The organism is Rhodanobacter aciditrophus (genome assembly GCF_050026795.1).
GTDB lineage: Bacteria > Pseudomonadota > Gammaproteobacteria > Xanthomonadales > Rhodanobacteraceae > Rhodanobacter_A.
Genome location: NZ_JALBWP010000011.1, coordinates 1 through 13,327 on the forward strand (window position 1 = coordinate 1; position 13,327 = coordinate 13,327).

The window sequence follows — 13,327 nt, forward strand, 5'->3', positions numbered from 1 at the left end:
TCCCATCCCGAACTCGGAAGTGAAACGCAGCCGCGCCGATGGTAGTGTGCATCTCGCATGCAAGAGTAGGTCACCGCCAGGGGCTTTATCCCTCGAACGCCCCCACCGATCCCGGTGGGGGCGTTTCCTTGTGCGCCGCCCACTCGCCACCGCCAACACGCCCACCGCGCGAAAAACGTGACGTCTTTATCCGGGCCGCCAGCAAATGAACGTCATGGCACGCATCCCCGTTGCTGACCTCACAACTCCAGGGCGCGCCGAGCCAACGCGGCATCACATCGGGAAGAACAGCTATGATCGACAGCGGACGACGTGGAGGCCCCGCTGGCGCGGCGGAGGAACGGAGGCCTTACTGCACGCTCTTTTCGTTGGCGCTGGCGTAGACCTGATCGGCCCACTGTGCGGCGTTGAGATAGACCGTCGCCAGTCGCTGGATGCGCTGCGGCGGCACCTGTGCACTGGTCAGCTCGTTGGCTTCCCAGGCGAGGATCTGTTGCAGGATCGAGCCGAAAGGACCGCCGCGGCCGGTCAGCGCGTCGCTGATCTCGGGTGCCAGGCGCAGATGGGGAAGCAGGAATTCCATCGGCGCGCACATCAGGGTGTCGAGCAGCGAGAACAGGCCGACGGTGAACGCCATCTCGGCGTGGCCGTGCGGCATGCCCTGCGCCAGTTCCTCGCACATGTGTGCACGGATCAGCGCAGCGCGCAGCAGCTCCGGCGGACGGTCATCCATGCTGCACATCGCCATGGTGTCGACCCAGTTGCGCATGCGGGTGACGCCGAAGAAGATCGCGGCCTGCTGCACCGACTTCAGCTGTCGCGGCAACGCGAAATAGGCGGAATTGACGCAACTCAGCAGCTTGTAGCTGAGCACCGCATCGTCGCGCACGATGTTGCCCAGCTCGACCGGGCCCGGGTTGTTTTCGTGCAGCACGCCCATCAGGCGCAGCATGCTCAGGCGGTTGGCGGTCAGCACGGGCACAGCCATTGGCTGCGGCACCAGCAGGTAGCGCCCTTGCACGGCTTCCACCGGCAGGGTCAGGCAGCGCTCATACGTGGAATGGTCGTTGACCTGGCCGGCGACCACGTGCAGGCCGCGCGCGTGCAGGTGCGCTGCGCGCTGCGCCAGCACCTGTGGCGGCAGCTGGCTGGCATCCAGCCGGACCAGCTGCACCATTTGCAGCAGGGCTTCGAACGGCAAACCGTGGTCGAGATCCTGCTCGCCCACGTCCAGCATGAACTGGCAACCGCGCTGCGCCATCAGCTGCAGGCGTTTCAGCAGCGCCGGATCGTCGGCCACGTGCGGTTGCAGCACCACGCCAAGACGAGGCTGGTGCAGCAGCACGTCGGCGTCCTCCGGCAGCAGTTCGGCCGGCAGGTTCAGGAACGCGCGGTTGCCGCGCACCAGTCGGGTCAGCGCACCGTCGGTGATCATCGCCAGCACGCTCTGCAGCAGGGTCTGTTCGTCGCCGCTCTCGCGATGGAACAGGATCTCGTAGGCGAACAGCTCGCGCTCGCGGTTGAGCAGCGGCACGCGCAGTACCGGCAGCGGCGGGGCGATGCCCTCGTAGACCGGGGACTTGCTGGTGTCGGCGGCGGCGGGAGCGGGGGATGGGCTCATGATCGATCCGGCATCGCGTTGAACGTTGAAGCGTGCCGCGGCCGGCGGCGCGCTGGAGATGCCACCCGCGCATGCGGACGGCGTTGTAGTCATCTCGACTTCATGCGGCCGCCAGCGGGCGCGAACGCGCACCGGCGTGCAGTTCGCCGCTGCGGTCGTACAGTCCGCTGTCGCCATCTGCACCTGTAAGCACGGCCAACGCCTGTCGCACCACCTGCAGGCGCTGGCTGACGATGCCGCCGTTGCGCTGATTGAGGCGATGGCAGTGCCGCAACGACTCCACGATGGCGTCCCAGGCCGGATCCGCAGCGGCCTCGGCTTGTGGTTGTTCGCGTGCCAGCTGGCGACGTTCCAGGTCCAGCTGTTCCAGTTGCTGCATCAAGGTCTGCTTGCGCGTTCCGGCGTGGCCGAGCGCTTCGGTGTCGCCGGCGTCGATTGCCGTGCGTTCGGCTTCGAGCGCCGCGGCGAGTTGATCGAGCGCCTGGCGCATCTCGCCCTGCACCGCCGCCAGGGCTTCGCCGAGCTCCTGCCGCAGCGGCGGGTTCATGCCTTGCCCGTGCCGCCGAGCTGCCGTTCCATGGCGATCATGCGGTCAGCGACACGGCCGGCATCGATCTTGTAGCTGCCATCGGCCAGCGCCTGGCGCACGCGCTCCACGCGCCGCGGGTCGACCGCGGCGGCGTCGGCGCGCGCAGCCTGTTGCAGTGCCTTGGCCGAATCGGTCAGCCGGAGCTGGTCGTCGGCCTTGGCGGCCGGCGTGCCGGCACCAGCGGTGCCGGCGGATTCCGCTGTCGTGCCGCTGCCCGGCTGGCCGGCGGCCGGCTGGAGCTTCGGCAAGCCGTTGTTGGAAATGGTCGTGTTCATGCGTCCGTTCTCGCTGCGGAGTGGCCCTGTGAATGCTGCATCGGCGGGGTGCATGGAAACTTTAGGGGGTGGGGACAGGGTATGGAAGGCATGGCGGCGTTCAGGGCAGCGCAAGCACCACGCCGGGCGCGCGGACCATCGCGTCGACCACCCTGCCCGAGCTCTCGTTGCGTACGCGCAGGCGGGCGCCGTTGTCGCCGCCGCCCAGCGCCACGCCGTCGGCGCGCACCACGATCCCGCCGAATTGGGCGACCAACTGCACGTGGTCGCCCGCGCGCACCATGCGCCGGCCGCCCAGCGCGGCGGGGGTGAGCACGCTGCCGTCGGGCAGGGCACGGGCGAGGGTGCGCCCGGCCACCTGGTCGAGGCTGTCGACGTAGCCGTAGCCGAGCCTGGCCACGTCGCGCTCCTCGGCGTGCACGTCCGCCGGGCGCAGGCCGTCGCCGCGCAGCAGCGCCCGGCTGGTCACCAGCACCGGGCGGAACAGCTGCAGCTGCACCTGCACGCGCACGGTCCAGCCGCTGGCTTGCTGCGGGCATTGCACGGGCACGCTCACGCTCGGCGCCGGCCGGATGGCATCGGCGAGCGTCGCGCGCAGCGGCATGCTGCAGGGCACCAGCCGCAGGCGCGGATCGAGCGGCATCGCCCGCGCCACGACCCGGCTTCCCGGCAACGCGAAATGCGCGCGCACGGCCTGCTCGGCGGCGGCGCGCACGGCGTCGGGCGACATCGCCGCGGCGAGGCTGGCTGCTGGCCAGGGCAGGGCCAGCCATGCCAGGGCGAGCAGCCGGCCGGTGCTGGCGCGGGAGCCGCTCACGCGTCGGCCAGCAGAGCGTCGAGCTGGCCCAGCAGCGCTTCGCGGCCGGACTCGATCTGCCGCGACAGCGCGGCGGCCTGGTCGGTTTCGCCGTCGCTGAGCAGCGCGATGAAGCGGTTGCCCTGCTCGCACAGCTGCAACCCCGCGTCGGCGAGACCGGCCGAGGCCGGATGGTCCGGCTGCAGCGAACCCAGCCGCTCGATGCTGCGGCGGATCGCATGCGTGTCGAACCAGCGCCGGTCCAGCGCGGCCGGTTCGAGCAGGGCGAGCTCGGCAGCCTGGCGCAGGTTGAGGGAGCCTTCGCGCACGGTCAGGCTGAGGCTGCCCGCATCGTTGCCGCTGATGCCCTCCAGCCAGTCCAAGCCCAGCCGGTGGGACAGCAGCGCGGCGCGCTGCAGGGCATCGGACTGGCGCCGTGCCTCGCCGGCACGGCGCTGCAATGCGCCGAGTGCGGCCTGCGCGCTGGTGGCGCGCGCATGCTGGGCATCATGGTTCTGCTGCAGCTTGTGGAGGCGATCGCCGGCCGCACGCAGTGCCTGGCCGCCGGCATCGAGGGTGGCGCCCGACTGCGCCGCGCCAGCCTGGGCGCGCTCCAGCTGCTGCAGGCTGTGCTGCACGTCGCCGTCCAGCTGCGTGGAAAAATCGCCGATCGAGCCGGTGACGCTCTCGATCTCGGCAGTGGTGAGCGCGGTCTTTTCCGCCAGCTGCTTGACCTCGTCGGCCACCACGGCGAAGCCGCGGCCCGCTTCGCCGGCGCGTGCGGCCTCGATCGCGGCGTTCAGCGCCACCAGGTTGGTCTGGTGGGCGATTTCCTGCACGGTGGCGGTGAGCTTGCGGATCTGTTCCACCTGCTCGGCCAGTTTGCTCTGGTTGCGGTTCATCGCCGCCAGCGCGCTGCGCAGCAGGCGCAGCTGGCCGTCGAGCTCGCTGACGCTGCCGCTGCCAGCCTCGCCGGCGCGCCCGGCGCGGTCGAGTTCGGCGGCCACCTGCTGCAGGGCCGTCGAGATACTGGCGCTGCCATCCGTCAAGCGATCGACGCCGCCGCGGCTGTCGATGGCGGCCTGGTCGAGCGCCGCCTGTTCGCGCGCCAGCTGCTGCACCGCCGTCAGCACCAGGCTCTGCTGCTCCACGGCCTGCAGTGCCACCGCCGCCGGCGGCCGGCTGGCGACACGCGCCAGCAGCGGCGCCAGCGCCTGCGCGGTGCGCGGGTGCGTGCGACGAAGCGCCGCAAGCCGCGGCTCGTCGCCGGCGGCGGCGGCCTCCACCAGTGGGGCGAGATGCTGATTCCAGATCAGACTCATGGGACGGACATCACCTTTGTCGAATGTGCGGCAGGTGCCTGCAGGGAGCTGCATCGACCGAAACCGTCGCGGCTTGAGGAAGCAATCCGCATGCCACCGTGCCGGATGGTCGCCCTGGCTCAAGCGCACCGTGCCGTGGTCGATAGCGTGCGCGTAGGGCCGCCGCGGCGGCGGGTCATTCGCGAGGAGTCCGCATGGGCGGCACGCTGCTGGAAAAGGTGGAGCAACACACGAGGCTGGCCGGCCACAACCGGGTGGCCATGCTGCTGTTCCGGCTCGGCGACGCGCAGCTGTTCGGCATCAACGTGTTCAAGGTACGCGAGGTGATGCGCCGCCCGCCGCTGGAGCGGATGCCGGGCGCGCATCCCCTGCTGGCGGGCAGTTGCGATTACCGTGGGCAGACCATCCCGGTGATCGATCTGGCCGCCGCGCTCGGCTATCCGCCGCTGCGCGACGTGGAGTCGGCGCACCTGATGGTCACCGAATTCAGCCGTTCGGTGCAGGGGTTCCTGGTTGCCGACCTGCAGCGCATGGTGCAGTGCGACGGCGACAGGCTGGAGGCGCCGGCCGCCACACTGGGGTTCGGCGCATGGGTCAACGCGGTGACCCGCGTGGATGGCGCGCTGCTGGCCGTGGTGGACGTGGAGCAGGTGCTGGCCGGCATCGATGCGGCGCCGGCCGAACTGTCGGTGCAGATGCAACGCCTTGCCGGTGCGTGCGCGCTGGCCTCGCGGCGGGTGATGGTGGTGGATGATTCGCTGATCGCCCGCCGCCGCCTGGTCGAGCTGTTCAGGCAGATGGACATCGAGTGCGTGGTGGCGCAGGACGGTCGCGAGGCGCTCGATCGCCTGCGCGAGCTGGCGGCCGGCGATCCGGCCGAAGGCGTGAAGCTGGTGGTCTCCGACATCGAGATGCCGCGCCTGGACGGCTACGCGCTGACCCGCGCGATCCGCGAGGCGCCGGAGCTGCGCGGGACGCGGGTGCTGCTGCACAGCTCGCTGAGCGGCATCTTCAACGAGGCGATGGTGAAGGAGGTCAGGGCCGACGCCTTCGTCGCCAAGTTCCAGCCCGACCTGCTGGCGCAGGCGGTGCTGGAACTGCTGCCGGCGGAAACGCCGACCGGCTGACGCGCCAGCGGCGCGTCAACAATCCGACTCCGCCCCGCCGCCGCCCGCGCGGCGCCGGGGCGCGAACCCTGCCAGGCCAGTCGTGGCAAGGGTTCCGGCGTGGTGGCATGCAACTTGCCTCCGGCTCCATGCGGCAATCGCACGCGGAGCAAACCGATGAGTCCCATCCCGCAAAACCTGTTCGGCATTCATACCCAGGCGCTGGAACTGTGGCAGCGTCGCGCCGATGTGCTGGCCAACAACCTGGCCAATGCCGACACCCCGGGCTATCTCGCGCGCGACATCGACTTCCGCAAGGCGCTCTCCGCGGCCGGCGGCAACGCCGGCGGCAGTCTGCCGCTGCAGGCGCCGACCGCCGGGCAGATCGGCGGCGGACCGCACGCGGGTGCGGCCTCGGCGGCACTGGAGTATCGCGTGCCGACGCAGCCCAGCATGGACGGCAACACCGTCGACGCCCAGGTCGAGCAGGCCGACTTCGCCGCCAACAGCGTGCACTACCAGGCCAGTCTTTCCTTCATCACCGCGCAGATCCACATGCTGCGCACCGCCATCACCGGAGGGCAGGGCTGATGTCGCTCTTTTCCATCTTCAACGTGGCTGGTTCCGGCATGGCCGCGCAGTCGCTGCGGCTCAACACCGTGGCCAGCAACCTGGCCAACGCCGAGAGCGTGTCCGGCACGCCGGAAGGCGCCTACCGCGCGCGCGAACCGCTGTTCGCCGCCGTGCAGAAGCAGCAGGGGCTGGCGGGCGACGGCAACGGCGCTCCCGGTGCCGAAGCCAGCCAGGGCGTGCAGGTGCTCGGCATTACCGAGAGCCAGGCGGCGGTTCCGCAGCGCTACGAGCCGGGCAATCCGCTGGCCAACGCCGACGGCTACGTCTACGCCAGCAACGTCAACCCGGTGGATGAGCTGGTGAACATGATCTCGGCGTCGCGTTCGTACCAGAACAACGTCGAGGTGATGAACACCGCCAAGCAACTGATGCTCAAGACCTTGACCCTCGGCCAGTGAGTTTCCTGCCATGACCACCAGCGTGACCAACAACGTCGGCGGCACCGGCGCCGCAAGCGCGACCACCGCCGCACTCGGCAACACGATGAACCAGGCCGACTTCCTGAAGCTGCTCACCACGCAGCTGCAGACGCAGGATCCGACCAACCCCCTGGACAACTCCCAGTTCGTCTCGCAGCTGGCGCAGTTCAGCCAGCTGGCTTCCACCCAGGACCTCAACACCAGCCTCAACAACCTTTCCAGCCAGATCACCAGCTCGCTGCAGACCTCGCAGGTGCTGGGTTCGGCAGGGCTGGTGGGGCGTCACGTGCTGGTGCCGTCCGCCAACCTCAGCTACGCGGGCAGCGCGCTGGACGGCGCGGTGGGCGTCACCGGTGCCACCGCCAACGTGCAGGTCGCGATCAAGGACGGCTCCGGCAAGGTGGTGCGTACCCTCGACCTGGGCACCCAGGCGGCCGGCCTCGCCCGCTTCAGCTGGGATGGCATGGACGACAACGGCAAGCCGGTGCCGCCGGGCGACTACGGCGTGACGGCCGCCGACGTGGGCGGCGACGCGCTCTCCACCTACGTCGACGGCACGGTCAGCGGCGTCGGTTACGGCGGCAGCGACGTGGGCACGTACGTGCAGGTGAGCGGCGTGGGCGGCGTGCCGCTCAGCGCGATCGCGCAGATCAACTGACCGCCGGCAACAACCCTTCCAGCGAGGAACGAATCCATGGCACTCAATCAAGCTCTCAGCGGCATCAACGGCGCGCAGTCCGACCTCAACGTGATCGCCAACAACATCGCCAACGCGAACACCGTCGGCTTCAAGGGCTCGCGCGCGGAGTTCGCGGACATCTACGCGGTGACGGGCATCAACCTGGGAGCCACCGCGGTGGGCAGCGGCACGCGCCTGACCAGCGTGGCGCAGCAGTTCGCCCAGGGCGACATCCAGACCACCGGCAACAGCCTGGACCTGGCGATCAGCGGCAACGGCTTCTTCGTGGTCAACACCGGCAACGGCTACGCGTACACGCGTGCCGGCGCATTCCACCAGGACCCGGCCGGCAACGTGGTCACCAAGGACAACGACAAGCTGCAGGTCTACCCCTACAGCAACACCAGCAACAGCTTCGACACCAGCACGCTGTCCGACCTGAACCTGGTCACCGCGCAGAGCTCGGCCAAGCCGACCACCACCGCGACGGTGTCGTCCAACCTGCCGGCGGACGCCACCGCGCCGACACTGGCCTTCGACCCCACCAACCCGGCCACCTTCAACCAGTCCTCCACCTTCACCGTGTACGACAGCCTGGGTTCCTCGCACCAGGCCACCGCCTACTACGTGAAGACTGGCACCAACACCTGGAACGTGAACCTGTACGTCGACGGCAACAACGCGGGCACGCAGGCGCTGGCCTTCAACAGCAGCGGCGCGCTGACCACGCCGGCCTCCGGCATCGTCGGCTTCAACCCGGTGAACTACGGCAACGGCGCCAACCCGCAGACGCTGTCGATCAACTTCGGCAAGACCACCCAGTACGGCACCGGCTACGCCGCCGGCACGATCAGCCAGGATGGCTACACCGCCGGTGCGCTCTCCTCGATCGACATCGACAGCGCGGGCATCGTCACCGCGAACTACTCGAACGGCCAGAGCAGCAAGATCGGCCAGCTGGCGATGGCGAACTTCCAGAACCTGCAGGGCCTGCGCCAGCTCGGCAGCGCCAGCTGGATGTCCAGCACCGACTCCGGCACCGCGGTGATGGGCACGGCCGCCAGCGGCCAGTACGGCACCATCCAGTCCGGCGCGCTGGAGGAATCCAACACCTCCGACACCACCCAGCAGCTGGTCGACATGATCAAGGCGCAGCGCGACTACCAGGCCAACGCCCAGGTGCTGTCCACTGACAACACGCTGGCCAGCACGCTGTTCAATGCCGTCTCGCGGTAGGTATCGGTCGGGGTAGCCAGCCATGGATCGTTCCGTCTACATCGCCATGACCGGGGCCGCGCAGATCATGCAGGCCCAGGACGTGGTGAGCCACAACCTGGCCAACGCCAGCACTACCGGCTTCAAGAGCGAGCTGGACGCGTTCCGCAGCCTGCCGGTGCAGGGGCCGGGCAGCGCCACCCGGATCAACGCGGTGGCGCAGGGCCTCGGCCGCGACGACAGCCAGGGCCAGCTGCAGCACACCGGCCGCGCGCTGGACGTGGCGGTGCGCGGCGCGGGCTGGATTGCCGTGCAGGCGCCGGACGGTAGCGAGGCGTACACGCGCGCCGGCAACCTGCAGCTCAGCGCCGACGGCGTGCTCACCGACGCGGCGGGCAACCCGGTGCTCGGCAACGGCGGCCCGATCACCGTGCCCGACAGCGCGCAGGTGGTGATCGGCGACGACGGCACGATCTCCAGCGTGCCGCTGGGGCAGGGACCGAACACGCTCACCCAGATCGACCGCATCAAGCTGGTCAACCCCGATCCCGCGCAGCTCTCCAAGGGCGCCGACGGCCTGCTGCACCTGGCCGGCGGCGGCAGCACCGATGCCGATCCCAGTGTGCAACTGGCGCCGCAGATGCTGGAAGGCAGCAACGTAAATCCTTCCGCCGAGCTGGTGCGGATGATCTCGCTGTCGCGCCAGTACGAGATGCAGGTGCGTTCGATCAAGACCGCCGAAGACGACGCCGACGCCAGCCTCAAGCTGCTGCAGGCGAACTGAACCCGATACCGCTAGCGGAGCCCTTCCATGTTCTCCTCACTCTGGATCGCCAAGACCGGCCTCGATGCGCAGCAGACGCGCCTGGACGCCATCTCCAACAACCTGGCCAACGCCAGCACCACCGGCTTCAAGGCCTCGCGTCCCGCGTTCCAGGACCTGATGTACCAGAACCTGGGCCAGCCCGGCGCGCAGACCACCGAGCAGACGCAGTCGCCCTCCGGCCTGCTGATGGGCACCGGCGTGCGCGTGGTGGCCAACGAGAAGCTGTTCACCCAGGGCGCGATCAGCCAGACCGGCAATGCGCTGGACGTGGCCATCCAGGGACGCGGCTTCCTGCAGGTGAGCATGCCCGACGGCAGCACCGCGTACACCCGCGACGGCTCGCTGCATACCGACGCCAACGGCCAGATCGTCACCGCGGACGGCTACCCGATCGAGCCGGCCGTCACCCTGCCGCAGGGCGCGCAGAGCATCACCATCGGCAACGACGGCACGATCAGCGCCACCGTGCCGGGGCAGGCTGCGCCGGTGCAGGTGGGCTCGCTGCAGCTGGCCGATTTCGTCAACCCCGCCGGCCTGCAGTCGATGGGCCAGAACCTGTACCTGGAAACCGCCTCCAGCGGCAGCCCGCAGACCGGCCAGGCCGGCCTGAACGGCATGGGTACCCTGCTGCAGGGCTCGCTGGAATCGTCCAACGTCAACGTGGTGGAGGCGATGGTGGACATGATCCAGACCCAGCGCACCTACGAGATGAACTCCAAGGCGATCAGCGCCGCGGACAACATGCTGCAGACCATCACCAACAAGACCTGAGGCGTGCCGTGATGTCCGATCGTCGCCGTTACCTCGTGCCGTGCGCCCTGGCGCTGCTGGCCGGCTGCGCCATGCAGCCGCCGCGCGACGACGCGCAGTGGGCCGCCACGCCGCCGGTGGCCGCCGCCGCCGCGCCGGCAGCCGACGGCGCGATCTACCATGACGCACAGGGCATGGAGCTGTTCGCCGACCCGCGCGCGCACCGCACCGGCGACATCCTCACCATCGTGCTGGTGGAAAACACCCAGGCGGTGAAGAAGGCCAACACCAGCACCAGCAAGAAGGACAAGAGCAGCATCGGTGCACCCACGCTGTTCGGCCACATCTTCAAGGTGGGCGGCAAGGACGCCAGCATCGGCACCGACGGCGAGCGCAGCTTCGACGGTGGCGGCAGCAGCAGCCAGAGCAACCAGCTCACCGGCAACATCACCGTCACCGTGGCGCAGCGGCTGGCCAACGGCAACCTGCAGGTGCGCGGCGAGAAGTGGCTCACCATCAATCAGGGGCAGGAGCTGATCCGCATCGCCGGCATCGTGCGCCCGCAGGACATCGCGCCGGACAACACCGTGCCGTCCACCCGCGTCGCCGACGCCAGGATCTCCTACACCGGCCGCGGCAGCCTCGCCGACGCCAACACGCAGGGCTGGCTGTCGCGCTTCTTCAACTCCAAGTGGATGCCCTTTTAAGATGAAACTCCACGGGCCCATGACGTTACAGGTTGCCGCACGGCACGAGTGGGCGAACCCGCCCGCCGCGTTCGCCCGCTCGCCCCTCCGGGGAAAGGGTCGGGGAGAGGGGACACTCTCGCGAGGTGCAGCTTTGGCTTCGCTCTTTGCTCGTTTCTCCAACCTCTTCCGCAAGCCCCGCCCCTCAACCCGGCCCTTTCCCCAAAGGGGAGAGGGAGATAAATCCGCGGTGATCGTGTTTGCCTTGGCATTGCTCACCCTGCTCGCCGCCCCCGCCCATGCCGACAAGATCCGCGATCTCGCGTCGGTGGGGGGCGTGCGTTCCAACCAGCTGATCGGCTACGGCCTGGTGGTGGGCCTGGACGGTTCCGGCGACCAGACCACGCAGGCGCCGTTCACCACGCAGAGCCTGGAGAACATGCTGCAGCAGTTCGGCATCAACGTGCCGCCGAACGTCCGCCCGCAGCTGAAGAACGCGGCCGCGGTGACCGTCACCGCCGAGCTGCCGCCGTTCGCCAAGCCGGGCCAGACCATCGACGTCACCGTGGCCTCGATCGGGAACGCCAAGAGCATCCGCGGCGGCGAGCTGCTGATGTCGCCGTTGCGCGGCGCCGACGGCAACGTCTACGCGGTGGCGCAGGGCAGCGTGGTGGTCGGCGGCATCAGCGCGTCGGGCAAGAGCGGCTCCAGCGTGCAGAAGAACATCTCCGCCAGCGGTCGCATCCCCAACGGCGCCACGGTGGAGCGCAGCGTGGCGTCCGCGTTCGCCGCCAGCGACGACCTGCGTCTGGACCTCAACACCCCGGACTTCACCACCGTGTCGCGTATCGTCAGCACGATCAACCGCACCTACGGCGCGGGTACCGCGCATGCGGTTGACGGCGGCACGGTGGACGTGCGCGTGCCGCAGGACCCCACGCAGAAAGTGGCCTGGCTGGGCGCCATCCAGGACCTGGACGTGACCCCGGGCGCACCGCCCGCGCGCGTGGTGGTGAACTCGCGCACCGGCACCGTGGTGATCGGCTCGGACGTGCGCGTGTCCGCCGCGGCGGTGGCGCACGGCGCGATCGAGGTCACCATCGGCGAGCAGCCCTTGGTCAGCCAGCCGGCGCCCTTCAGCAACGGCCAGACCACGGTGGTGCCCTCCAGCAGCGTGCAGGTCAGCGAGCAGGGCGGGCACATGTTCAAGTTCGGCCCCGGCGTCAGCCTGGACACCATCGTGCGCGCGGTGAACCAGGTGGGCGCCTCGCCCAGCGACCTGATCTCGATCCTGCAGGCGCTGAAGCAGGCGGGTGCGCTGCATGCGGATCTCGTGGTGATCTAGCAATGACCGACGCCCCGCTGTCCGCCAACGCCTCGCTGGGCACCTGGGCCGACCTCTCCGGGTTCGACCAGCTGCGCGCGCAGGCGCAGCGCGACGGCAAGGCGACGCTGCCCGCGGTGGCGAAGCAGTTCGAGGCGCTGTTCACCCAGATGATGCTGAAGTCCATGCGCGAGGCCAGCGACAGCTTCGGCAACGCGCTGGGCGACAGCGAGGCCGGCAAGGCTTACCGCGACCTGTTCGACCAGCAGCTCTCGGTGAGCCTGGCGCAGGGCGGCAAGGGGCTCGGCATCGCGCAGATGCTGGTCCGCCAGCTCGGCGGCACCGCCACGCCGACGTCGGCGCCGGATGGCGTCGGTGCCGCGATCGGCACGCTGGGCGGCAGCGGCACGCCGGTGGTGGCCAGTCCCGCCGGCACGACGGACGACGCCGACGGCATCGGCGATCCCACCAAACTGCCGGCCACCGCGGACCAGTTTCAGCGCCGCCTTGCCAACGTGCTGGAGGCCGGGCGCGAAGTCGGCCGCAGCGCGATGAAGTGGCTGCCGCAGGACGCGCAGGAATTCGTGCGTGCACTGGCGCCGTACGCCGAGGCCGCGGCGCAGAAGCTGGGCCTGTCGGTACGCACCGTACTGGCGCAGGCCGCGCTGGAAACGCAGTGGGGCAGGCGCATGCCGCGCGGCGCCGACGGTGCCACCAGCTTCAACCTGTTCGGCATCAAGGCCGGCGAGAGCTGGGACGGGCGCAAGGTGAGCGTGCCCACGCTGGAGTACGAGGATGGCGTGGCGGTGCGCCGACGCGCCCAGTTCCGCGCCTACGATTCGCCGGCGCAATCGTTCAGGGACTACGCCAACCTGATCGCCTCCAACCCGCGCTACGCCGCCGCGCGCGGGCACGGCGACGACGTGCGCGGCTTCGCCCGCGCGCTGGTGCAGGGCGGCTACGCCACCGATCCGTCCTATGCCGAGAAGATCAGCGCGATCGCCGCCAGCCCGCAGATGCGCGAGGCGCTGGCCGCGCTCAAGAATCCGGCCGGCGTGCCGAACGAATAAGCGATACCAGGGATTC

The 13,327-nt window shown here is 69.7% G+C and carries 15 protein-coding genes and 1 rRNA gene; 11 read left to right on the top strand and 5 right to left on the bottom strand.

The window, feature by feature from the left end:
* Positions 1 to 82: ribosomal RNA gene (gene rrf / locus ACQGNW_RS08700) — 5S ribosomal RNA — on the top strand; the annotation flags it as partial.
* Positions 83 to 349: 267 nt separating this feature from the next.
* Here the strand turns inward: rrf and ACQGNW_RS08705 are convergent.
* The 5 genes from ACQGNW_RS08705 to ACQGNW_RS08725 form a co-directional block, all read right to left on the bottom strand.
* Entirely contained in the window at positions 350 to 1,621 is a 1,272-nt protein-coding gene (locus ACQGNW_RS08705; protein ID WP_426662749.1) for an EAL and HDOD domain-containing protein, read from the bottom strand.
* A gap of 100 nt (positions 1,622 to 1,721) precedes the next feature.
* Positions 1,722 to 2,168, bottom strand: coding sequence for a flagella synthesis protein FlgN (locus ACQGNW_RS08710; RefSeq protein WP_426662750.1), 447 nt, complete (start codon positions 2,166 to 2,168; stop codon positions 1,722 to 1,724).
* Complete coding sequence (gene flgM / locus ACQGNW_RS08715; RefSeq protein ID WP_426662751.1) at positions 2,165 to 2,485, bottom strand: flagellar biosynthesis anti-sigma factor FlgM; 321 nt, start codon at positions 2,483 to 2,485, stop codon at positions 2,165 to 2,167. Before flgM ends, ACQGNW_RS08710 begins: the two co-directional genes overlap by 4 nt.
* Positions 2,486 to 2,585: 100 nt before the next feature.
* Entirely contained in the window at positions 2,586 to 3,302 is a 717-nt protein-coding gene (flgA, locus tag ACQGNW_RS08720; RefSeq protein WP_426662752.1) for a flagellar basal body P-ring formation chaperone FlgA, read from the bottom strand.
* On the bottom strand, positions 3,299 to 4,603 hold the full coding sequence (locus tag ACQGNW_RS08725) for a methyl-accepting chemotaxis protein (protein WP_426662753.1): 1,305 nt from the start codon (positions 4,601 to 4,603) through the stop codon (positions 3,299 to 3,301). The genes flgA and ACQGNW_RS08725 overlap by 4 nt, the downstream gene beginning before the upstream one ends.
* Before the next feature lie 194 nt (positions 4,604 to 4,797).
* On the opposite strand from ACQGNW_RS08725, the gene ACQGNW_RS08730 reads away from it, so the two are divergent.
* The 10 genes from ACQGNW_RS08730 to flgJ all read left to right on the top strand — a co-directional run bounded on the left by ACQGNW_RS08730 (position 4,798) and on the right by flgJ (position 13,311).
* Positions 4,798 to 5,730, top strand: a complete 933-nt coding sequence (locus tag ACQGNW_RS08730; protein ID WP_426662754.1) for a chemotaxis protein — start codon at positions 4,798 to 4,800, stop codon at positions 5,728 to 5,730.
* Between the two features lie 156 nt (positions 5,731 to 5,886).
* On the top strand, positions 5,887 to 6,300 hold the full coding sequence (gene flgB, locus ACQGNW_RS08735; RefSeq protein ID WP_426662755.1) for a flagellar basal body rod protein FlgB: 414 nt from the start codon (positions 5,887 to 5,889) through the stop codon (positions 6,298 to 6,300).
* Positions 6,300 to 6,740, top strand: a complete 441-nt coding sequence (gene flgC, locus ACQGNW_RS08740; protein ID WP_426662756.1) for a flagellar basal body rod protein FlgC — start codon at positions 6,300 to 6,302, stop codon at positions 6,738 to 6,740. The genes flgB and flgC overlap by 1 nt, the downstream gene beginning before the upstream one ends.
* A gap of 10 nt (positions 6,741 to 6,750) precedes the next feature.
* Positions 6,751 to 7,419: a flagellar hook assembly protein FlgD gene (locus tag ACQGNW_RS08745; protein ID WP_426662757.1), complete on the top strand. Its 669-nt coding sequence runs from the start codon at positions 6,751 to 6,753 to the stop codon at positions 7,417 to 7,419.
* Positions 7,420 to 7,455: 36 nt separating this feature from the next.
* Positions 7,456 to 8,676, top strand: coding sequence for a flagellar hook protein FlgE (gene flgE / locus ACQGNW_RS08750; protein ID WP_426662758.1), 1,221 nt, complete (start codon positions 7,456 to 7,458; stop codon positions 8,674 to 8,676).
* Positions 8,677 to 8,698: 22 nt separating this feature from the next.
* Positions 8,699 to 9,439 (top strand): flagellar basal-body rod protein FlgF, encoded by a 741-nt coding sequence (flgF, locus tag ACQGNW_RS08755; RefSeq protein ID WP_426662759.1) that lies wholly within the window; start codon positions 8,699 to 8,701, stop codon positions 9,437 to 9,439.
* A gap of 27 nt (positions 9,440 to 9,466) precedes the next feature.
* Positions 9,467 to 10,252, top strand: a complete 786-nt coding sequence (gene flgG / locus ACQGNW_RS08760; protein ID WP_426662760.1) for a flagellar basal-body rod protein FlgG — start codon at positions 9,467 to 9,469, stop codon at positions 10,250 to 10,252.
* An 11-nt stretch (positions 10,253 to 10,263) separates the two neighbouring features.
* A complete protein-coding gene (gene flgH / locus ACQGNW_RS08765) occupies positions 10,264 to 10,938 on the top strand; it encodes a flagellar basal body L-ring protein FlgH (RefSeq protein WP_426662761.1) in 675 nt (224 codons plus the stop codon).
* A gap of 232 nt (positions 10,939 to 11,170) precedes the next feature.
* Complete coding sequence (locus tag ACQGNW_RS08770) at positions 11,171 to 12,262, top strand: flagellar basal body P-ring protein FlgI (protein WP_426663639.1); 1,092 nt, start codon at positions 11,171 to 11,173, stop codon at positions 12,260 to 12,262.
* Between the two features lie 2 nt (positions 12,263 to 12,264).
* Positions 12,265 to 13,311: a flagellar assembly peptidoglycan hydrolase FlgJ gene (gene flgJ, locus ACQGNW_RS08775; protein WP_426662762.1), complete on the top strand. Its 1,047-nt coding sequence runs from the start codon at positions 12,265 to 12,267 to the stop codon at positions 13,309 to 13,311.
* Positions 13,312 to 13,327: the final 16 nt, after the last annotated feature.